At 55.0% G+C, this 22,294-nt stretch carries 12 protein-coding genes; 10 read left to right on the top strand and 2 right to left on the bottom strand.

Features of this window, described 5'->3' with window-relative positions; all coding sequences use genetic code 11:
- Window positions 1-7 precede the first annotated feature (7 nt).
- The 9 genes from QZ554_RS04015 to QZ554_RS03975 all read left to right on the top strand — a co-directional run bounded on the left by QZ554_RS04015 (window position 8) and on the right by QZ554_RS03975 (window position 15,479).
- Window positions 8-2,281 carry a RelA/SpoT family protein gene (locus QZ554_RS04015; protein ID WP_297194582.1) on the top strand — a complete coding sequence of 758 codons (2,274 nt, stop codon included), beginning with the start codon at window positions 8-10 and terminating at the stop codon, window positions 2,279-2,281.
- A 30-nt stretch (window positions 2,282-2,311) separates the two neighbouring features.
- Window positions 2,312-3,577, top strand: coding sequence for an anaerobic sulfatase-maturation protein (locus QZ554_RS04010; RefSeq protein ID WP_297194581.1), 1,266 nt, complete (start codon window positions 2,312-2,314; stop codon window positions 3,575-3,577).
- A 704-nt stretch (window positions 3,578-4,281) separates the two neighbouring features.
- Window positions 4,282-5,154 carry a GLPGLI family protein gene (locus tag QZ554_RS04005; protein WP_297194580.1) on the top strand — a complete coding sequence of 291 codons (873 nt, stop codon included), beginning with the start codon at window positions 4,282-4,284 and terminating at the stop codon, window positions 5,152-5,154.
- A gap of 302 nt (window positions 5,155-5,456) precedes the next feature.
- Window positions 5,457-6,452 (top strand): peptide-methionine (R)-S-oxide reductase MsrB, encoded by a 996-nt coding sequence (gene msrB / locus QZ554_RS04000; protein ID WP_297194589.1) that lies wholly within the window; start codon window positions 5,457-5,459, stop codon window positions 6,450-6,452.
- An 856-nt stretch (window positions 6,453-7,308) separates the two neighbouring features.
- Window positions 7,309-7,566, top strand: coding sequence for a hypothetical protein (locus QZ554_RS03995; RefSeq protein WP_297194579.1), 258 nt, complete (start codon window positions 7,309-7,311; stop codon window positions 7,564-7,566).
- Between the two features lie 405 nt (window positions 7,567-7,971).
- Complete coding sequence (locus QZ554_RS03990) at window positions 7,972-10,674, top strand: DNA gyrase/topoisomerase IV subunit A (RefSeq protein WP_297194578.1); 2,703 nt, start codon at window positions 7,972-7,974, stop codon at window positions 10,672-10,674.
- Window positions 10,671-11,648, top strand: coding sequence for a hypothetical protein (locus tag QZ554_RS03985; RefSeq protein ID WP_297194577.1), 978 nt, complete (start codon window positions 10,671-10,673; stop codon window positions 11,646-11,648). Before QZ554_RS03990 ends, QZ554_RS03985 begins: the two co-directional genes overlap by 4 nt.
- Window positions 11,649-11,650: 2 nt before the next feature.
- Window positions 11,651-12,718 (top strand): S41 family peptidase, encoded by a 1,068-nt coding sequence (locus QZ554_RS03980; protein WP_297194576.1) that lies wholly within the window; start codon window positions 11,651-11,653, stop codon window positions 12,716-12,718.
- Between the two features lie 220 nt (window positions 12,719-12,938).
- Window positions 12,939-15,479: a prolyl oligopeptidase family serine peptidase gene (locus QZ554_RS03975; RefSeq protein WP_297194575.1), complete on the top strand. Its 2,541-nt coding sequence runs from the start codon at window positions 12,939-12,941 to the stop codon at window positions 15,477-15,479.
- Window positions 15,480-15,626: 147 nt separating this feature from the next.
- Here the strand turns inward: QZ554_RS03975 and QZ554_RS03970 are convergent, their stop codons facing one another.
- Entirely contained in the window at window positions 15,627-16,385 is a 759-nt protein-coding gene (locus QZ554_RS03970) for a hypothetical protein (protein WP_297194574.1), read from the bottom strand.
- 981 nt (window positions 16,386-17,366) lie between these two features.
- On the opposite strand from QZ554_RS03970, the gene QZ554_RS03965 reads away from it, so the two are divergent.
- Window positions 17,367-19,616 (top strand): nitric-oxide reductase large subunit, encoded by a 2,250-nt coding sequence (locus tag QZ554_RS03965; RefSeq protein WP_297194573.1) that lies wholly within the window; start codon window positions 17,367-17,369, stop codon window positions 19,614-19,616.
- Window positions 19,617-19,724: 108 nt separating this feature from the next.
- Here QZ554_RS03965 and QZ554_RS03960 read toward each other — a convergent pair whose 3' ends face one another.
- The gene (locus tag QZ554_RS03960; RefSeq protein ID WP_297194588.1) at window positions 19,725-22,106 is read right to left on the bottom strand and encodes an outer membrane beta-barrel family protein; all 2,382 of its coding nucleotides are present in this window, start codon (window positions 22,104-22,106) and stop codon (window positions 19,725-19,727) included.
- Window positions 22,107-22,294 lie beyond the last annotated feature (188 nt).

Below are 22,294 nucleotides of genomic sequence, written 5' to 3'. Positions count from 1 at the left end.
CCCCGCTATGTCACAGCCTAGTCTTAGCTTCACGCCCGAGGAAGAAGCCCTCATCCAGCAGGAGTACGAAGCACTGATCAGTGACTATATCGCCTCACCACATCGCAAGAAGACGGAGATCATCGACCAAGCCTTCCGCCTAGCGTGTCATGCCCATGGTCTCGTACGCCGTCGCAGTGGTGAGCCCTATATCCTACACCCTATAGCCGTAGCACGTATCGTCTGTAAGGAGATCGGGCTTGGCTCTACCTCCATCTGCTCGGCTCTACTGCATGATGTGGTCGAGGATACGGAGTATACGGTGGAGGATATCCGTCGGAGCTTCGGGGACAAGATTGCCCAGATCGTAGAGGGACTTACCAAGATCTCCACAGAGCAGGTACCACAGAACATCGATAGCCTACAGGCGCAGAACATACGCAAGCTCCTACTGACCATCGGGGATGATGCACGTGTGATCCTTATCAAGATCGCTGACCGCCTGCACAACATGCGTACCCTCTCCTCCATGAAGCCAGAGAAGCAGCTGAAGATAGCAGGTGAGACCTCCTTCTTCTATGCACCTCTAGCGGATCGTCTGGGGCTCTTCTCTATTAAGACGGAGCTGGAGGACCTTAGCTTCCGCTACGAGCATCCCGAGGCCTACGAAGAGATACTACGCAAGGTAAGGGAGACGGAGGCAGGGCGTGAAGACCTCTTCCAGCGCTTCGCTGCACCACTGAAGCTCCGCTTCGACAGTATGGGGCTGAGCTATGAGATGAAGACCCGAGTCAAGGGGTGCTTCTCCATCTGGCGTAAGATGCAGCTCAAGGGCATTCCCTTCGAGGAAGTCTACGACCTCTTCGCCGTACGTATCATCTTCGATAACCAGGATGGTTACCCAGAGAAGAACCGCTGCTGGGACATCTACACAGCGATCACCGAGGTCTACCGTAACCGCCCAGATCGCCTAAGGGACTGGATCTCCACCCCCAAGGGTAACGGCTATCAAGCCCTGCACCTCACCGTACTAGGCCCCGATGCTCAGTGGATAGAGGTGCAGGTACGTAGCCGGCGCATGGATGAGATAGCAGAGAAGGGACTGGCGGCACACTGGCGATACAAAAACAACGACGTTGAGGAGGATCACGAGCTCGAGGTCTGGCTGGATACGATCCGTGAGGTACTGAACCATCCTGACTCGAAGGGTATGGAGTTCCTCAATACCGTTCACCTCAGCCTCTATGCCCACGACATCACGGCCTTCACCCCTAAGGGTAGACCGATCACGCTACCGATCAATGCTAGCGTCCTCGACTTCGCCTACGCCGTACACACCGATCTAGGAGACACGTGTATTGGGGCGAAGGTCAATCACAAAGTAGTCCCTATCTCCCACCGCCTCTCCAATGGGGATCAGGTAGAAGTCCTGACCAGTAAGATGACGCAGCCTGCTGCCGAATGGCTGGACTTCGTCAGCACAGCTTACGCTAAGGTCAAGATCGAGACTGCCCTAAGACGTCGCCAACGTGAAGCCATAGCCCGAGGTGAAGAACGCCTTAGCGAGGAGCTCGAGCGTTATGGGGAGCAGCTCTCGGCTTCTCTGCTCAACCGCTTGACCTTCCTATATCACTTTGACAAGCCAGACACCTTCCTCCGCTATATCGGCGAAGGGACATTCACCTTCCCCGAAGACTTTGAGCGTACACTCAAGAGCAAGGGAAGTAACCCCAGCCGTAGCAATAGGATTACCCGTACGATCTCCTCACTCTTCGGGGGCAAGGAGCGGGAGAGCGAAGTCCATCCTGCTACCGCAGCCTCCACTCCGATAGACCGCAGTCATCCCTATGAGCTCAGTGAGCACGATGGGCGACTTAACTATATCATTGCCCCCTGCTGTCACCCGATACCTGGGGATGATGCCCTAGGCATACTCACGGACGAAGGGCAGGTCATCGTCCACCGACGTTCCTGTCCCGAGGCCACTCGGTATAAGACGGCACAGGGGGATCGCCTCCTCTCCACCCTCTGGGGACATCACTATACACCCCGCTTTGAGACGACCCTGATGATACGAGGCATTGACTCTAAGGGGCTGCTGAACGCTATCACGCAGGTCCTGCTAGAGGACTTCAAGGTAAGTATCAGCGAGATCCACATGGTGACCCACGAAGGTATCTTCGAAGGGCGTATCACCGTACAGGTGCTTAGTGGCCATCAGGTAGAGTCCATCTGTCACATCCTTAGACGTAATAAGGCGATCCACGAAGCCTATCGTCTCTCGGAGCTTGACCAGGGATAAGGCTCGGCCACTCTCCCCCTAGACTACTTAATGGATACCGCACAAAGGCCTATTCACGTCATGGCTAAAGCAGCTGGAGCTAGCTGTAATATGCGCTGTGACTACTGCTATTATCTGGACAAGGAGCGACTCTACAGAGATACCGAGAGTACTACGCCAGCCACGATGATGCCCGAGGAGTATCTAGAGCGATACATCCGCCAGTACATCGAGGCACAGCCCGAGGGCATCCCCGTGACCTTTACTTGGCATGGTGGCGAGGCCCTGCTTCGCCCACTATCTTTCTATCAGCGAGCCATCCAGCTACAGGAGAAGTACGGCAAGGGTCGTCTCATTGAGAATACCCTCCAGACGAATGGTCTACTGCTTAGTCAGGCTTGGTGCCAATTCTTCCGTGAGCACGAATGGCTCATAGGCATCTCGCTGGATGGCACGAAGGAGATGCACGACCGCTATCGGCGCACCGTGTCGGGTCTCCCTACCTTCGAGCGGGTGATGCGCGGGGTCAAGCTCCTACAGGACAACGCTGTAGAGTTCAACATCCTCGCCACTGTCAATCGCTACAATGCGGAGGAACCTCTAGCCTTCTACCACTTCCTCAAGAGCATTGGCAACCCCTACATCCAGTTTGCACCCATCGTAGAGCGTCTACGCACGGGGGCTAAGAGGCACGCTTTCGTTGAAGCGCCATTCATCACCGAGCATCCCGAGGAACGTCTCCTGCACGATGACGGGGAGGTCTCCATGGCTCCCTATAGCATCCTGCCCGAGCAGTGGGGCTACTTCATCACCACGATCTTCGACGAATGGGTACGCACGGATGTGGGCAAAGTCTTCGTACAGCTCTTCGATGCCACCCTTGCCTCTTGGATGGGAGTCCCTCCGGGTGTCTGCCTATTCCTACCCGAGTGTGGGCACGCTGCCGCACTCGAGCATAACGGGGATCTCTACAGCTGTGACCACTTCGTCTATCCTCGCTATCGCCTCGGAAACATCTCCGAGTCTCCCATACGAGAGCTGATGGATCTCCCCGAGCAAATCACCTTTGGGAAGGCGAAGAAGCAAGGTCTCACCGAGCAGTGTAAGGACTGCGAATTTCTCTTTGCATGCTGGGGAGAGTGCCCCAAGAACCGCTTCGCACACAGCCATACAGGTGAGCCAGGGCATAACTATCTCTGTCGGGGCTACTACCAGTTCTGGTCACACGTCGCTCCCTATATGGACTACATGAAGGCTTGCCTGATGCAAGGCCTCCCTCCTGCTCAGGTCATGCATTGGGTTGCCAGCCAAGGCTAAGCTCCCCCTCCCCACCCTCCTTCGGTTACTCTCCCCGCCCGCTGCCCCACGCTTAGCGCAGCAAGGCCTATCCCCTGCTCCTCGTGTCCTCTGAATAGGTGCATTTAGCACCTCCACAGAGGGTACGAGGAGTCTTATTTTGGGGTATTGGGGGAAGGGCTTCACGTGGTTATGGGGATACCTCTCGAAGAGCAACAAGCATACCTCATCGCAGGTGGTAAGCCTACCTCACGAGGGGTCACAGGCATACCTGATCGCAGATAGTAAGCCTACCTCACGAGGGGTTACAGGCATACCTGATCGCAGATAGTAAGCCTACCTCATGGGAGGCAGGAAGAGACCCTCCACCATGGGTTCTGGGAGGAGCGTCCAAGGTACATAGAAGAAATTGCGGGTAAACATAAAGGCTTCCAATTCGTAAGAAAATGGTATATTCGCAAATATTCATTACCTTTACAGCGAAGAAGACACTAGGGTGTGGTGCAGACTCTCCCTACAAAAATGCCTCCTGAAGTAATGATACAGACTGCTCTCACTCTACTATTGTTCTTGCTCATATTAAGCAAGTTCCACTCCACATTCGGCTCCCGTAGCATAGAGAATGGGGTGACTAGGCAAGCTATTGGGTTCTTTCCCGTACCCCTTCTTTGACTTTTAGTGTAGCCTCTTCCTATTTGTAAATTCACAATAAACATCATATCGCAATGAAACAATTTCCCTTTTACCTGCTACTGGCCTCAATGCTCCTAGCTCTGCCCCTAAGGGCTCAGGAGAAGAAGGACGCTCGCCTGCTCCCTCTGATCAACTTTGAGATTATAGACACAGCTCAGCTCAAGGTCACCTATAAGTACGACTTCGTAGACTCGGCTAAGACCTACACCAATGCGATGGTACTCCTCGTCGGGCCCAAGGTACAGACCTTCCAGGGCGAAGCCGACTACCACATGGACTCCCTAGGGGTAAGCCTAGAGGGGAAGGCTTATCCGACCCCTTACCTTACCGCTAAAATGAACCAGTTCCCTCCCAAGAGATCGACCACCGAGTGGAAGGTCTACACTGGCTATCCCAGCGGTATGGTCTCCATCACAGACCGAGTACTAGCTACCCGATACCTCTCGGAGGAACGTCTAGAGACTCCTGCGTGGAAGCTCCAAAGAGGATACACGAAGAATATCATGGGCTATACCTGCTACCAAGCCGAGACCGACCTCTATGGCCGCCACTGGATCGTATGGTATGCCCCCCAGCTCCAGTGCTCTGCAGGTCCATGGGTTCTAAGGGGACTCCCCGGGCTGATCGTAGAGGCTTATGACAGCGAGCAGATCCACAGGTTCTCCCTAGAGAGCGTAGCATCGCTCAAGGCACCTATCCCATACGTCGTCAGCAACTACTTCATGCTCCCCCGTGACCGTGTCGTCAAGGACTATATGAGGTATGCAGAGGATCTCGATGAGAGCCTTATCCAGTCGGGTATGGTCACTCCTGAGGAGATGGCCATCTCTGAGAAGAAGAAAAACCGCCGACGTATCCCCTTCGTCCCCCTCAGACGTATCACTATGGAGGAAGCAAGACGATAGAGAGTCATTCCCAACGAGAGGTCTAGGCACTGTTGCCTAGGCCTCTCTTTTTGTATCCGCCCTGCTCCACCCCTACCTTCGCTGTCTACACGAGGAGAAGCCAAGAAAGCCGAGCATACAAACAAGATCTAGCCACACGTTGTTAAAAAGACAGTGAGCCCCCTATTCCAGACTTGGGGCTCTACCGATCCCGATCCGCATGATGCCTATCAAACTAGATCCATATATAACAGACAATGAACCGACGAGTAACGTTTATCCTCGCCCTCTGCTTGCTCGTAGCCGTAGGGGGCTTCGCCTGCATGACGAACACCAAGGAAACGAAGAAGACTATCAGTATGACTAAGACAAAAGAAATCTACCTAGCGGGAGGATGCTTCTGGGGCACAGAGCACTTCTTCAAGCAAGTACGTGGCGTCATCGCTACCGAGGTAGGCTATGCAAATGGCCACACGGAGTACCCCACCTACGAGGAGGTCTGCCAGCACAACACGGGCTTCGCAGAGGCTGTACATATCACCTACGCTCCCGAGCAGATTAGCCTAGATCAGCTCCTTGACCTCTACTTCCTCACCATCGATCCCACCACACTCAATCGCCAGGGAGGTGACATCGGGGATCAGTACCGCACCGGCATCTACTACTCCGATAGTCTCGATCTGCCTACGATACAGGCTGCACTCACGAAGCTACAGAAGCAACACTCAGCTCCCCTCATGATCGAGATGAAGCCATTGAGCAACTTCTACAGCGCAGAGGAGTATCACCAAGATTACTTAGACAAGAATCCTTCGGGCTACTGTCACATACGGCCCGAGCTCTTCACCCTAGCACGAGAAGCTAATCCCTACGCCAAGCCCTCCGACGAAGAACTCAAACAGCGACTAACACCTATCCAGTATGCTGTCACCCAGAAGAATGGCACAGAGCACCCATTTGACAATGACTACTGGGACGAGCATCGCGAGGGAATCTATGTGGACATCACCACAGGTGAGCCCCTATTTACCTCGCTAGATAAGTTTGACTCTGGCTGTGGGTGGCCGAGCTTCTCTCGCCCTATCGATACCACACGTATCGACGAACGTGCCGACCACTCCCTCGGCATGCGACGCATCGAGGTGCGAAGCAAGGCGGGCAACGCTCACCTCGGTCACGTCTTCGACGATGGCCCTAGGGAGCTAGGAGGCCTGCGCTACTGCATCAATAGCGCCGCCCTGCGCTTCATCCCCAAGGAGCAAATGATACAAGCGGGCTACGGGAAGTACCTCTATCTACTAGACAAGAAGAGAAAGTAACCCCACCTCTCATCGCCCAGCATACCTAGGGAGCACGTCTCGGGGTAGGGGCATGCCTCAGCATGCCCTACCCCGAGATACGTTTGTACGCATAGCGATACACCCGAGTACTCAGGCCTAGTATCCCCATACCTCCCGCCCAAAGTAGGAGGTATGGGGCTTAATCACCTCCCCAAGTCTACTCACACACAGCAGATACAGATGAGCCGAGGCATCCAAATAGCCTCCGTCATCGTGGATCCTTCGTAGTCCCCAAAGCAATCATATCAGGAGACCCCTAATCACCTATGTAAGGTGACGAGGACGCTCTTACCGAGAGCGCCACTGCGCTCCTATAAGGATCGTCTCCATCACCTATGTAAGGTGATGAAGGTACCCCTACCGAGCGTATGTCTGTTCGCCCGGTGAGGGTACCCTCGTCCGCTGGGGCTGTGGGGTATGCCGAGCCTTAGGCTGAGAGAGGGACGTCTCCCCTCTTCATCCCATCTTTATTTCACTGATTAGAAGGAGAAAGGTCATGGGCGCATTGACAAAAGAAGCTACAAAGTCCTCCCCGTAGGGAGTAATCTCACCGAGGACGTCACTCAGTGAAGGCTGATGGTTCGCAGAAAGTCCTCGGATGTTGATGCGTCAGCCCTGTGCTCCTGCATCTCTTTGCACTTGATTGAAGAGCGTTTTTTCTACCTTTGCTTTGCGGAAAAGGGGTGGACACAAGCCCTCCAAGCTAAACAGGGGACTCCGTCCAGGCTTTCTCCCTCTGAATAGCCGAAAGAAGGGCTTACTCCTCTTACCAAGCAAGACTCAAAGACAACAGAGGGAAGTCTCCCTCCTTACACGACTACAACACCTCCTGCTTATGCGCAAACTAACTAACTCTCCTTGGCTTTATCCTCTGGCCATCGTTACCCTAGGGATTGTGGTGTATCTCTTTCCCTATCTCCCACCATTTAGCTCACAGAGGGATTGCCGCCCCACACAGCTGACAAGCCTCCTCATCGGGCTAGCTGTACTCTTCACTGTGGTACGTCCTGGGTGGAAAAGCTGGCACATGCTCGTCGCCACTCTAGCCTCAGCTCTGGTGGCAGTAGCCCTAAACCTTTCGTTCTTCGACTAATAATCTTAGGCGGTTACTAGATACAGTGGGGATGCCTACCTATTGGGAAGGTATCCCCACTTATCTTTAGGCTGGTCCGTCTTGCGATCGGTGATGGTCAGAATGGCCTCGCCCCCATAAGCCCCGAGGATCAAGTCCATCTCTAAGTCCCCCATGCGCCCCTGCTCGGCTACGATGGCAGGACGCTCCTCGACGCTCTTGTAGCGACTACGCTTCTTGCTGTTTCATATCAATCTCTCAATTACAGCCTTTGGATCGCCTAGCCAGCGCACCTAAAAAGGCGCTGGCTTTCTCTTTATCCCTACCGTTGCGCTTACGGATGGAATGGGCAACAGCACCGCCCGCTCCTAGTAAAAATCCCTATCTTTGCATCTAAAGTATCTAGCGATAATAGAGATAAGAAACATGCTCGCAGAAGACGAAGAACTATACGAAACGACCCCACTCCAAGAGCCCCCTACCAGTCCCGAACCCGCCGACGAAGAGAGCGAGCAGGAGCAGGAGCCTATCTACCAGCCATCCGAAGGACTACTCTATCGTCCTGAGATGGGGAATCTATCACGTATGTACCGTACGTGGTTCCTAGACTATGCCTCCTACGTTATCTTAGAGCGTGCCGTACCTCATATCGATGATGGACTGAAGCCTGTACAGCGACGTATCCTCTATAATATGAAGAAGGTCGATACAGGTAAGCTCATCAAGGTAGCCAACATCGTGGGGGAAACCATGAAATACCACCCCCACGGAGATGCCTCCATCAACGACGCTCTCGTCCAACTGGGACAGAAGGGATACCTCATCGACACTCAGGGCAACTGGGGGAACATCCTCACCGGAGATGCTGCTGCGGCAGGCCGATACATCGAGGCTAAGCTCTCCATCTTTGCCCTCGAAGCCGTCTTCAGTGACCGAGTAACCCCATGGAAGAAGACCTATGATGGGACTACGGATGAGCCCGTAGCCCTTCCCGTCAAGTTCCCTCTCCTCCTAGCCCAGGGAGCTGAGGGCATCGCCGTAGGGCTCTCCTCCAAGATCCTCTCGCATAACTTCGTCGAGCTTGCCCAGGCAGCCTGCGCCTACCTCAGAGGGGAGAGCTTCACCCTCTACCCCGACTTCCCCACCGGAGGGATGATCGATGTCTCCCGCTACAACGATGGGGAGCGTGGCGGAAGCCTCAAGTCTCGTGCGAAGATCGATAAGCTAGATCCTAAGACCCTTAGTATCTCCGAGCTCCCCGCAGGTAAGACCACTACCACCCTCATAGAGTCCATACTCAAGGCCGTAGAGAAGGGCAAGATCCGCATCCGACGTGTCGATGATATGACGGCTGCCACTACGGACATCCGCCTAACCCTTGCCCCTGGTGTCTCCTCGGACAAGGCCATAGATGCCCTCTATGCCTTCACCGACTGCGAGGTCAGCATCTCCCCCAACTGCTGTGTGATCTACGAGGAGAAGCCTCTCTTCACCTCCGTAAGCGAACTCCTTCGCTATAGCGTCGAGAGGACAAAGTACCTTTTCACAGAGGAGCTGAAGATCATGCTTCAGGAGAAGGAAGAGGCCTACCTAGCTGCCTCCCTAGAGCGTATCTTCATCGAGGAACGTATCTATAAGGACAAGGAGTTCGAAGAAGCCCAGAGCGAGGCCGCTGCACTTGCTCATGTAGCGGAGCGACTCATCCCCTTCCACGATCGCCTACTGCGTGCCGTGACCGAGGACGACCTAAAGCGTCTGCTCGAGATCCGCATGGCTCGCATCCTACGCTTTAACCTCCCCAAGCACGAAGCCTACCTACTACAGCTAGAGGAGGAGCTCAAGCAGCTCCACCACGACCTAGAGCATATCGTAGAGTACACCATACGCTGGTACGAACACTTGATCAACCGCTATGGGGAAGCCTACCCACGCCGCACCAAGATCACCAGCTTCGGCACAATCGAGGCCACCAAGGTGGCAGAGCTAGACACAAAGCTCTACATCAACCGCGAAGAGGGCTTCATCGGTACCGCTCTACGTGACGCAGAGTTCGTATGTAACTGTTCCTCCCTTGACGAGATCATTGTCTTCCTCCGCTCTGGGAAGTACTTCGTATGTAAGGTCGAAGAGAAACGCTTCTATGGACAGGAAGAGGTGATCCATATCGCCCGCTACCAGAGGGGCGATGAACGTACCATCTACAACGTGATGTACCGAGATGGTAAGGTAGGGGCAGTATATGCCAAGCGATTCAACGTGCTCTCCATCATCCGTGATCGTATCTATGACCTCACCCGAGGGAAAGACCGCTCACGCATCCTATACTTCTCTGCCAACACCAATGGCGAGGCCGAGAAGGTCTCCATCAAGCTCAAGATACGGAATGCCCGACAGCGCCTCTTCCAGTTCGAGAAGGACTTCTCTGATCTCCCGATCAAGACACGCAGTAGTGTGGGTCTACTCGTGACCAAGGCAGAGGTACATAGTATCACGCTACTCTCTAAGGGCTTCTCCACGCTAGGTGGACGGGACGTGTGGTTCGACCGTGACGTCATGCGCCTCAACTACAACGGGCAGGGCACCTATCTAGGCTCCTTCCACGCTCGGGATCATGTCCTGATCATCCTTACCAATGGCGAATGCTACACTACGGACTTCAGTGACAGCATTCACATAGAGGAGAACCTCCTACGTATCGAGAAGCACCAGCCGCTGAAGATATGGACAGCTGTCTACTACAATGCCAAGAGCCAGCGCGAGTATATCAAGCGCTTCATGATCGAGGCAGAGCAGCGGCGGGAGCAAATCCTCGGGGACAATCCCGACAACAAGCTACTGATCCTGACCGACACCTACTACCCACGCCTCAGCCTAGGACACAAGGACAAGAAGGGAGAGCTCCAGCTCACAGAGCTTGACGTGGAGACCTTCATTCAGGTCAAGGGCATACGGGCACAGGGCAACCAGCTAGCCAAGTATCCGCTAGACCTCATCGAGGAGCTTCCTCCCCTAAAGGAAGGCCCTACCTTCGAGGAAGAAGAGCCCGAAGGTCAGCCCCAGGAGGAAGAGGAAGACCTCTTCCCCTCCTCGGACTTCGAGATAGCCACTGATGACACTACCCCAAGATGAGCAGACTCTACACCCTACTCGTCCTCCTCATCCTAGCCCCAGCAAGGCTGTGGGCTGTAGAGGCTTCCACTGACGCTGACAGCGTGTCCAGGGGCACAATGCGCAAGGTGCCCTTGCTGACCATAGCGCCTCCGCACGAGCGTTACTACAACGTCACGATGAGGACACGGGCTCTCGGTATAGGCGGAATACTCCTAGGTGAGGAATACCTCTCCCCGCTCAACTATGGGGGTACATACCTCTCCTTCGTATCGCAGTCCATTCATCTTGGTTACAAGCAGTCGGAGGAGGAGCTCCTCCCCCCAGAGGCATCTGTCCCCCTCCGACCACGGACAGCTGACCATGACTGGCTCCACCACTCCCTCTTCACCCTTGGCTATGGGAATAGCACCAATCCCGCTGGCAACGCAAGTATCTATAGCCTTGACCTCACCTACAGCCGAAGTCTCCTACGTAAGCTAAGTAGCGGCAGAGTCGGCAACCTTGCCCTCGGGGGAGGTATAGGTGGATATGTATCTGGGCTGTACAGCAACCGCAATGGGAACAACCCCGGTACCGTCCATGCCTCCCTTGGGCTTGACCTAGCACTCCTCTATAGCTACCGCTTTGGGAGCGAGCACTTCCCTGTACTCGTCAAGGCTTTTGCAGGGCTACAGCTCGCTGGTGTAGCCTTTGCCCAAGAGTTCGGCGAGAGCTACTACGAGCTCTATTACTACACGAAGCCGAAGAATAGGCTGACCTTTGTCCATCCCTTCAACAACCTCACCGGGCAGCTCTATGCCAGCATCGAACTCCCCCTCCTCGACTACGGCATCATCTCTCTAGGCTACCGACTCGGGGCAGAGAATAGACACCTAAGGCGCCTACACTCTTACCAGACCACCCAGAGCCTAATCGTAGGCTTCACCACCACCCATCTCCCCCTAGGTGGACGACGTGTCACCAAGGCCACTCACCCCTCACTCCCTCTCTAAGTATGCTCCGCAAGATCCTATACAGCCTCACCCTCCTGGGGCTGAGCCTAACAGCTTGCTCGACGAAGGAGGAGTTCACTAGTGACCCCTACAAGAACTATGATCAGCTCTGGCAGATCCTAGATAGAAACTACTGCTACTTCGACATCAAGCTCCCTCAGGGTGTCTCCTGGCGTGATCTCTACCACAAGCACGCTGCAGAGCTACGCCCGGGGATGACGACCGACTCCCTTTTCCTCGTGATGACCAAGCTCCTCGCTGAGCTCAAGGATGGGCACGTGAACCTCTCTACCGCCTTTGACTACGGCCGTTACTGGAAATGGAAGACTGACTTCCCTAAGACCTTCGATACCGAGCTCACCGAGGCCTACCTAGGCGACAGCTATCGCATAGCAGGCGCCCTGCAGTACACGACCCTATTGTATAATGGGCATGCCCCGGACAGCATCGGATATATCCGCTTAGCGAGCTTCAGCTCGGGACTATCAAGTGCCAATATCAACGCTGCCCTCTCACGTCTCGTGAAGTGTCGGGCGCTCATCATCGATATTAGGAACAATGGCGGTGGCCAAGTCACCCACTCTGATATGCTCGCCCGCCACTTCATCATTGAGCGCAAGCTCATAGGCTTCATCTCCCACAAGACGGGGCCGGGACACCGGGACTTCTCCCAGCGTCAGCCCCTCTACCTAGAACCTCTCTCTAGGGGGATCAAGTGGCAGCGTCCCGTCGTCCTACTCGTAGACCGAGGGGTCTACAGTGCAGCCAATGACTTCACGCTGCGGATGAAGGGACTACGCTTCGTCACCGTGATGGGCACACAGACGGGCGGAGGTGCTGGCCTGCCGATGTCCTCGGAGCTCCCCAACGGCTGGGGGGTACGCTTCTCCTCAAGTAGGACGTATGATGCCTCGGGGGCAGACGTAGAGTTCGGGATACAGCCCGACTACGAGCTCACCTTCGATCTAGCGCAGGCCAACTCAGGCTACGATACGATGATCGAGGGAGCAGTCTCTTATCTAAAGGAGCGATTCGAACGCTTCAAGCGCACTCGTCGCTGGGAGAAGTAACCCATCCCCTTCCACATCTCCCTCACACATAGCCTAGTGTGGGGTATGGAAAGTCCTAGTACGACAGCCACAGCGATGGCTTCGTACTAGGACTTTCCCCTTATACCTTCCCCGTACCAAGTGTAGTTTGTATCTTTGTCTCTACATCGCCTCTTCCCTATGTCTCGGCTTCGCTACGGGGGAGTGGCCTATTACGTCACAATACACATAATAAATTAGGATGAAACGAACTCGTATCTGCCTTGCTCTAGCTACCCTGCTACTACCTGCAGTTAGCTCGGAGGCACAGGTGCTCACACGAGGGAAGAGCTTCGGCACACACCCCCTCTCTCGCCCTGTCCTCATAGACTCGGTCAATCTAAGCAACACCGCTTTTGACCTCACGAGTCTCATCAAGCGCCCCTACCAGAGCGAGGGATGCAAGGCTACCTCTGTGTCGGCCTCTGCCAAGGGCTTCATCACTGTACCTAAGAGTACCGCACCCTCTGCCCCTGCCTCCCTCTCCGTCTTCACCTTCGATGCTGTCTCCCCCACCTACACCAAGGGGAACCTCCGCCTCTATGGCCGTGGTCGCTATGCCATCTACGCTGGTGGTGCTCTGCTCGCATCGAATGAGAAGAACCCCGCCCAGAGCGACAGCGTACCTGCCCTATCGGCCTCCCTATCGCTAGAGGCTAGCCACCGAGAGATCCTCGTCAAGGTGCTTAGCCTACCGACCGACAGCGCACAGGCAGACTTCAAGCTCTCCTTCGTCCCTGATGACAAGTACACCCCACTCGACTCCGTAGCCTCTGCCAACGGCACACGCTTCATCGACTGGAAGTACATCACCCACGGCAAGCGCCTCTACTCCGTCTCCGTCTCGCCCTCGGGCAAGTATGCTCTAGTGGTCTATGCTGATCGTGTCCCCAAGAAGGGGGCGACCTATCAGGAGATACGAGATGCCTCGGGCAAGGTCGTCCGCTCTACCCAAGCGCTCTATGGTGCTCGCTGGATGCCTCGGCAGGACTACCTCCTACTAGAGCGCAGCAATGGCAATAAGCGTCAGCTCCTAAAGATACACCCCACGACAGGCGAGCAGACTGTATGGGCGGACAACCTCCCTGGCTCTAGCTACTTCCTCTCTCCTGACGAGCGGACGATCTACTTCTATGAGCAGGCCAAGGGCCCTGCCAAGGCTCCCTTTGCTATCCGCCGTCTCTCCCCTGATGACCGTCAGCCCGGCTGGCGTGACCGTACCGAGATCTATCGCTATGATGTCGCCTCCGGTATCTATGAGCCTCTGACCTATGGTGTACGGAGCAACAATATCTACGATGTCTCGGAGGACGGCTCTCGCCTCCTCCTCGGTGTCCATCACACCGACTGGACTAAGACGCCCTATGGCCGTACGACTGTCCTACTCTACACTCCAGCCACTGCCAAGGTCGATACCCTCATCCGGGATGAGATCGAGCTCGCCGATGTCTCCTTCATCCCTGGGACGAATGACCTACTCGTGACGGCCTCACCCAATAGCTTTGACTTCCTCGGCAGTACGCTCCCTGCTAAGAAGTGGGGTAATGGCTACGAGCGTGAGCTCTTCCGCTTCAACATCTCCACCCGACAGATCACTCCCCTGACGAAGGACTTTGATCCCAGCATCGCCAACGTCGTAGGCTATGGCTCGGCACAGAAGGCGTTCTTCTTCTCTGCCGACAATGGCAGCCGCAAGTCCCTCTACCGTCTGGATGTACGCACCAACAAGATCACACCCCTCAACGCCAGTGAGGACGTAGTGCGTAGCTTCAGCATCTCCCGCTCGGGTGATGTGCTCTGGTACCTAGGGCAGAGCCTCAACAATGCCGACCGACTCTATCAGCTCAAGGCTCCCGGCAAGAGCACACTCGTATGGGATCTATCGGCAGAGAAGCTCCATGACGTGCGCTTCACTCCTGCCAAGGACTTCGTCTACCGCACGCCCGATGGCGTCAATATCGACGGCTGGTACTACCTCCCCCCCAACTTTGACCCAACCAAGAAGTACCCAATGATCGTCTACTACTATGGTGGTACGATCCCTCTGACCCGTGAGCTAGAGACGACCTACGACCTAGCGATGTTCGCCTCGCAGGGCTATATCGCCCTCTCGCTGAACCCTCGTGGCTGTACGGGCTACGGACAGGAATTCGCCGCCGATCACCTCAATGCTTGGGGTACCAAGACCGCTGATGACATCATCGGTGCTGTCAAAGCCTTCACCAAGGAGCACTCCTTCGTCAATGCGAAGAAGATCGGATGCTGCGGTGCCAGCTACGGTGGCTTCATGACGCAGTACCTACAGACGAAGACCGACATCTTCGCTGCTGCCATCAGCCACGCAGGGATTAGCTCGATCTCCAGCTACTGGGCTGGCGGATACTGGGGGATCACTTACAGCTCTGTGGCCTCCACGGAGAGCTATCCCTGGAACAACCCCGACCTCTACACCAAGCACAGCCCGCTCTTCAACGCAGACAAGATCCACACTCCGCTCCTGCTACTACACGGCACATCGGACGTGAACGTCCCACCGAGTGAGAGCACTGCGCTCTACAATGCGCTCAAGATCCTCGGGCGTACGGTAGAGCTGGTAGAGTTCACGGGCGAAGACCACCATATCCTAGAGCCCGACCGCAAGGATATCTGGATGCGTACGATGTTCGCTTGGTTCGCCAAGTACCTCCAGGACAAGCCCGAGTGGTGGGACAAGCTCTATCCTAAGACCGTCTACGAGCGGTAAGCTAGTCTACACACCCGACCCAGCACAAAGGTCACAGCCCCTAGGCTCATGGAGCCTAGGGGCTGTGACCTTTGTGCTGGGGGACAGAAGGACAGAGCTAGGTGAGGGAGGAGCTGGAGGAGGGAGGTCGTCTCGCTCACTCCGCTCCTACTTCTGTGGGAGCTCTACCTCTAGGGGCTGATTGCCTTCGCGCTCGAGGATGAGGAGGAGCTTCCCCTTCGTAACGTCTATCCCTGCCTTGTTGAGGAAGATCCGATCGGGGGTATTATGTTCCTTATAGTCCGAAGACCAAAATCCCCATCGCAGATCGATGCCTGAAAGCTGGGACAATGTGCCCCTCAGCTTTCCCCAAGGATTCCTCGGATACAGGAGCTTTTCTCCAGCCAACTTGGGATCAGCAAACCACGTCTGCATCCCAGCCTTGCACTCGATTATTACTTTGTCCGATAGGTCTCTCCGCTCCTTCGTCTGTGTATCCTGGAGGCATACAGAGATGGAGCGAATGCCCTGAGCTAGGTAGAGCTTGGGAATGGGGTTGGGCGAGAAAAAGTTTATATCGTCTCGTATACCGTATGTAGAGCAAAGGCTCTTGTACTCATCTACCGCCTTGGTCTCAGAGCAAGCGACCTCCACCAAAGGTATTTGTATACCCCAGAGCAGATAGTTCTCATCCAGCTTCCAGGGAAGACCACCCTGCTCCGTCTCCCGAGAGAGGGTGCGCACCTCGACCTTAGCAACCTTATAAAAGCCACTGATCGGATGCTTCGTCCGAAAGGTCGTGACCGGATAGGGCTCTGGAGTCTCATTGTTCTTCTTGTCACAAGAGACGAAGAGTAGGGCAGTTAGCCCAAGGGGAAGGAGATAGCGAAGACCTATCTTCCTCTGAAACACCTGTATCGTACTCATAACTGATCTATTTTATATAGCTTGATGTTAAGTATGTTTCTTACGTTGTGGGAAGAGTGCTCGCCAAGAGCAGGGAGGTCGTAGGGATATAGGAGAGTAGCGATGGAAATTCTCTAGCTTCACGCTCCGCAGCCGGAGATGAAGGCTAAGAGCTACGCTCTCTGCATGAGCCCCCCCCTCCGTTTCATATTGAACTGAATCGTTCTTTAGGATACTCGTGCTGTAGCGCAAATGTAGCAAATCTCCCAATCTTGATGCCGAGGATATGTAAGACCTGCCCTTCCTACACGGCTCGGTGAGGCTCCCTGAGCCAAGACGCTACCGATCAGGCAGATAGAGACGAATACAACACAACTAAAACAAACATTTCGCCCTCGCTGCGACACACCTTACTAGAGGGGCTGAGAGGACTCGGTATGAACGCCTCCATCACCTTACATAGGTGACGATGGCGTTCATACCGAGAGCGCACTTGCGCTCTCGGTATGTTCGTTTTACCCCTCTCGGAATACCTGATAAAGAAGCTGTTAGACACGCCCAATCAAGTCTCCACATCTACTCGTATATGAGGGCTATACCATCTAGCACTTGGGGGGAGCATATCCGCCACTTGAGAGGTAACATATCCCTCCTCTACCTTAGCCTATATCAGTGAGATCTAGGACGAAGGGAAAGATTGTCCCCTACCCCCAAGACAAATCACCACAAAAGAATGAAGGGCTACCCTAAGTCTCAGGCTCACCCTTCCCAAAGTACACTTTAGGAGACGGGGCACCTACTTCCTGCATAATGGAGGGGGAAAAGTGTCAGATCTAGGAACATAGCCGAGCCCTTCGGAGGCTCGTCACAGACTAGATCTATACCCCAGAATGTTGTATAATCGCATAATATCACTATATTTGTCTAGTTTACTATCGCTAACTAACAAATGTTTGTAAATAAATAGAAAGAATATATGTGTAATCATTATCACTCTAACTCATGACAGCAAAGAAACTATGGTATGCCCTAGCGACAGTGATCCTCGTGTCGTTTGGGGTACTTGGCTTCTTCGGAGTAGAGATCTTCCGTACCATGCCCCCCTTCCCAGAGAAGGTGGTGACGACGGATGGAGAGGTACTCTTCGAAGGCCAAGACATCAAGGATGGCCAAAACGTCTGGCAGTCTATCGGTGGACAGACCGTGGGGAGCATCTGGGGACATGGTGCCTATATCGCTCCCGACTGGAACGCCGACTACCTGCACCGTGAGTCCGAGGTCATGCTGCGCAAGCTCGCTGAGCGCGATGGGCTCGACTACAAGACCCTCTCTGAGGCAGACAAGGCAAAGTATCAGGTACTCCTGCGCGAAGAACTCCGCAAGAACACCTACGACCCCGCTACGGGTATCATCACCTACTCCCCCCTACGAGCCGAGGCTGCTCGGGAGGTAGGCGAGCACTACACCAAGCTCTTCCTAGGGACAGATGAGTCACCCGAGTATGCGAAGCTACGCTCCGACTACGCTCTGCGTGGCAAGAGCCTAGAGGATCCAGCCAAGATGGCTAAGATGAATGCCTTCTTCGCCTGGACCTCGTGGGTCTGCGTTACCGACCGCCCAGGGAGTGACGTCAGCTATACCAATAACTGGCCTCATGACCCCACGATCGGCAACATCGCTCCCACCTCGCTCCACCTCTGGTCAGGCTTCAGCGTACTCATGCTCCTAGCGGCTGTAGGGATCCTCGTCTACTACTACGCACAGAGCAAGGAGGAAGAGGAAGGCCCCATGCCGGCCTCTGACCCCCTACGTGGGATGAAGCCTACAGCCTCCATGCGTGCTACGCTCAAGTACATCTGGATCGTATCAGCACTGATGCTCGTACAGATGGTCCTCGGGGCGATCACGGCACACTACGGGGTAGAGGGCGATGCACTCTTCAGCCTACCTATCCAGGACTTCCTACCACAGGCCGTCTCTCGTAGCTGGCACGTCCAGCTAGCTATCCTCTGGATCGCTACCTCTTGGCTCGCTACGGGTCTGTACATAGCCCCTGCCGTCTCGGGCACGGAGCCTAAGTATCAGGCCCTCGGGGTAAATGTCCTCTTCGGTGCTCTTATCTTCGTCGTAGTAGGCTCTCTAGTAGGGCAGTGGATGGGTGTGATGCAGAAGCTCGGACTCATCGAGAACTTCTGGCTCGGACACCAAGGCTATGAGTACGTAGAGCTCGGACGTATGTGGCAGATCCTCCTGCTGGTCGGGCTCATCCTCTGGCTCTTCCTGATGATCCGTGCCCTGATCCCAGCCCTCAAGCGCAAGGATGAGAACCGCCACCTGCTGACGCTCTTCATCATCGCTTCGCTGGCTATCGCCTTCTTCTACGCCGCAGGGCTGATGTACGGTCGTCAGACCCATATGGCTATCGCAGAGTACTGGCGCTGGTGGGTCGTCCACCTCTGGGTAGAGGGCTTCTTCGAAGTCTTTGCTACCGTCGTGGCAGCCTTCCTCTTCTGCCGTCTCGGCCTGCTACGCATCCAGTCCGCTACGATCTCGGTGCTCTTCTCTACGATCATCTTCCTCTCGGGGGGGATCCTAGGGACGTTCCACCACCTCTACTTCAGCGCTACGCCTACGGGGGTACTCGCTCTTGGGGCTACGTTTAGTGCCCTAGAGATCGTCCCTCTGGTACTGATCGGGATGGAAGCCTACCACAACTACAAGCTCTCCAAGGCAACGAAGTGGATCGAGGACTACAAGTGGCCCATCTACTGCTTCATCGCTATGTGCTTCTGGAACTTCCTAGGGGCTGGTATCTTTGGCTTCGCGATCAATCCTCCTATCGCTCTCTACTACCTGCAGGGGCTGAACACAACGGCTGTACACGGCCACGCAGCTCTCTTCGGGGTGTATGGGATCCTAGGGATCGGGCTGATGCTCTTCTGCCTACGTGGTCTCTACCCTGACCACAAGTGGAATGACAAGCTGATCGGTACGGCCTTCTGGATGATCAACATCGGGCTCTTCCTGATGGTGACAGTCAGTGTCCTCCCTATCGGTATCCTGCAGGCACACGAGTCGATCACCAATGCCTACTGGTCGGCACGCTCGGCAGACTTCCTCCAGCAGCCCTTCATGCAGGTGATCCGCTGGATGCGTATGCCCGGTGACCTACTGCTCGGGACGGGTGAGCTACTGCTCGTGCTCTTCATCTTCGGGCTACACTTCGGGTGGTCTCGCAAGGCTAAGCGATAGCCTCCTACCTCCCCATAACGGCGAAGGGCTACGCTCCACAGTGGAGCGTAGCCCTTCGTCATTTAAAGTCCTCCCCTAGGCCCATCGTTAGGCGGGAGAGGGAGAGGATTACATACGGGAGCGAACCTCATTGGCATTGCCGTGCTCGCGCTTGCCCTGTATCGGGGCTCCAAAGGAATAGGTTAGCCCGAGATTGAAGAACTTAGGAGAAGCGAAGTTGCGAGCCGTGATCGTGTTCCCCCCAGTAGTTGTCGAGGCAGTGAAGTCTCGATTGAAGAGGTTGTACACATTAGCGGATAGCTTGAGCTTCCCCTGGCAGAGTGCGTAGGCAAGACCAACGGAGGTATTGAACATAGACTCCATCTTGAAGCCATTCTCTACACGGGGGGTACTGTAGCTGACATTGATATTACCCGTGAAGGTCTTGGATCTATTGAAGAAGAGAGTCGTATTGACGCTCGCCATATAGCTGAGTCCGTCATTGTCCCAGCCCTTGCCCTCCTCGTTGCGTACCTTGCTCTGGGTGTACTGCACGCTCTGGTTGAGGTAGGCCTGTAGGAAGGAGAGGCTGGTGAAGTAGTAGTTGTTCGACAGCCCCCAGGCGTACTCCGTCTCGTTATTGCCCCATAGGTACTGCGCTTGGTTCGTCACAGCGTCCAGCGAGATGAACTGCGTGAGGCCGTCCCAGCGGTACTTACCGAAGGCCGAGAAGTTCAGCTTACCTCCGAGGGTGTAGCCGAGGTTGAGTGATCCCTGCTTGGAGGCACGCAGATCCTCACGCCCCCTCATGATGGTGTACTGGTTCTCGTAGCGAGGGAAGGGGGATAGCTGGAAGAAGCCCGGACGCTGCAGTCGCACCGTACCATCGAGGCTAAAGGCATGACGCTCGCTGGGGGTGAAGCCTAGGTAGAGCGTGGGGAAGACATTGAGGTAATCCTTGAGGTTCAGACGCCCTACGCCATTGAGCTCCCCAGCGTTGTGGGTGTACTCCAGACGCACGCCAGCACGGCTCGTCCACTTGTCAGATAGGGGGAGCGAGGCATCAGCATAGAAGGCATAGATATGCTCATCGAAGGAGACCTCCTCCCTGCGCCCATTCAGTAGGGGCTCGGTGTGCTGCTTGTAGTGGAGGAGGTTATTGGTGTGCGACCAAGTTCCCTTAACCCCAAAGCTAGTCTGCGCTTTACCGATCGGGAGGACAAAGTCAATGTTTGTGAGGATGGAGTTGGCACGCTTCGTCCCGTGCGAGGAGTAGACGAAGGCAGAGCCGGGGATGAGGACATTCAGGGGAGTGAAGCTCTCGGCACGGAAGTCATCGTCCGTCTTGGAGTCGGAGGTGACATAGTCTACGTCCCAGCTGAGCTTCCTACCGGGATGAGCCGTGAAGGTCTTCTCTAGGTGTAAGTTCGCCGTCAGATAGCCACTATTGGTCTTCTCTAGGTCTGTCCCGAGAGCGTACTGCCTTAGGGTCTTAGCGGGGAGATCGTAGTCTCGGGTATCGTTATCACGTGAGAGCGTACCGCCATCGGACGAGTAGGAGCAGGAGAGACCCATACTGAGGTCTGGACGGAGGTCGTAGTCAAAGGTTGCCCTGAAGTTAGGGCCCTTCGATTTGCCGACGAAGAGCGTCTTACTGAAGGAGGAGCGTTGTGTCGAGGGGTAGATCTTCTCGGTGGAGAACCCACTAGCGAACGCCCAGGAGCCATACCCTGCAGTGAGGGAGGCTGTGGTCTTGCCTCGCTTATAGTTGAGGTTTCCAGAGAGGTTTCCACTGGACTTATCCTTCACGAGCTGGTAGCCCGCAGAGATACTTCCGCCGAAGAAGTCGTTCTTGGACTTCTTGAGCACGATATTGAGGATACCTGCATTCCCCTCAGCCTCGTACTTGGCAGGAGGTGTGGTGATGACCTCTACCTGCCCGAGGTCACGGCTGGTGTAGGAGCGTAGGAGGTTCACTAGAGCCTTACCGGATAGGTGCACGCGCTTGTCGTTGATGAGGACAATGACATTCCCCTTACCGATAACAGAGACTCCATCATCTGATACACTCAGACCTGGAGTTTGCTTGAGGACATCTAGTGCGCTCTGTGCCCCTAGGCTTAGCTGCTCTGCGTCGAAGACGAGGCGGTCAGCCTTGCGGGTGATGATGGGGCGCTTAGCCGAGACGGTGACCGCCTGGAGCTGCACACTCTCCTCGGTGAGGGCGATTGTACCTAGGTCAAGGGAGGAAGAGGAGGGGACAGTCAGGCGCTTGGTGTAGGTCTGGTGACCAAGCCCCTTGATCTGTAGGATGTAGTCCCCAGAGGGGGCTGTGAGGTGAAACGCTCCCGTGGCATCGCTGACAGCACCATTGACGAGCGCACTGTCAGCAGGAGCTAGGAGCAGGACATTAGCGAAGTCTATAGGACTCTTGCTCATAGAGCCTATAAGTAACCCCTTAATAGCAACTGTAGCTGTCTGTGCTAGGATCGGTGAGACTAGGCCTAGCATGAGCGTGAGTGTGTAAATGCAATACCGTAACATAAGTCTATTGGGTGTTTCTGATTACTAATACACCACAAAGGTACATATTCTCTTCAAACTACAAAATCATCCCTGCAACATTCCCCAGGCAGAGCTGACACATGAAATCACCATAGTGCGAGGGCAAGGTCGTCAAGGAGCATACGCCGAAGATA

Source organism: uncultured Porphyromonas sp. (assembly GCF_915070105.1).
Classification (GTDB): domain Bacteria; phylum Bacteroidota; class Bacteroidia; order Bacteroidales; family Porphyromonadaceae; genus Porphyromonas.
The sequence above is the reverse complement of the archived record's forward strand: the minus strand, read 5'-3'. Positions and strand labels throughout refer to the sequence as shown.

Bases quoted from the DNA above. Each gene is read 5' to 3' on its own strand.
- QZ554_RS04015 (WP_297194582.1), top strand. From the start codon at position 8: ATGTCACAGCCTAGTCTTAGCTTCACGCCCGAGGAAGAAGCCCTCATC.
- QZ554_RS04010 (WP_297194581.1), top strand. From the start codon at position 2,312: ATGGATACCGCACAAAGGCCTATTCACGTCATGGCTAAAGCAGCTGGA.
- QZ554_RS04005 (WP_297194580.1), top strand. From the start codon at position 4,282: ATGAAACAATTTCCCTTTTACCTGCTACTGGCCTCAATGCTCCTAGCT.
- msrB (WP_297194589.1), top strand. From the start codon at position 5,457: ATGACGAACACCAAGGAAACGAAGAAGACTATCAGTATGACTAAGACA.
- QZ554_RS03995 (WP_297194579.1), top strand. From the start codon at position 7,309: ATGCGCAAACTAACTAACTCTCCTTGGCTTTATCCTCTGGCCATCGTT.
- QZ554_RS03990 (WP_297194578.1), top strand. From the start codon at position 7,972: ATGCTCGCAGAAGACGAAGAACTATACGAAACGACCCCACTCCAAGAG.
- QZ554_RS03985 (WP_297194577.1), top strand. From the start codon at position 10,671: ATGAGCAGACTCTACACCCTACTCGTCCTCCTCATCCTAGCCCCAGCA.
- QZ554_RS03980 (WP_297194576.1), top strand. From the start codon at position 11,651: ATGCTCCGCAAGATCCTATACAGCCTCACCCTCCTGGGGCTGAGCCTA.
- QZ554_RS03975 (WP_297194575.1), top strand. From the start codon at position 12,939: ATGAAACGAACTCGTATCTGCCTTGCTCTAGCTACCCTGCTACTACCT.
- QZ554_RS03970 (WP_297194574.1), bottom strand. From the start codon at position 16,385: ATGAGTACGATACAGGTGTTTCAGAGGAAGATAGGTCTTCGCTATCTC.
- QZ554_RS03965 (WP_297194573.1), top strand. From the start codon at position 17,367: ATGACAGCAAAGAAACTATGGTATGCCCTAGCGACAGTGATCCTCGTG.
- QZ554_RS03960 (WP_297194588.1), bottom strand. From the start codon at position 22,106: ATGCTAGGCCTAGTCTCACCGATCCTAGCACAGACAGCTACAGTTGCT.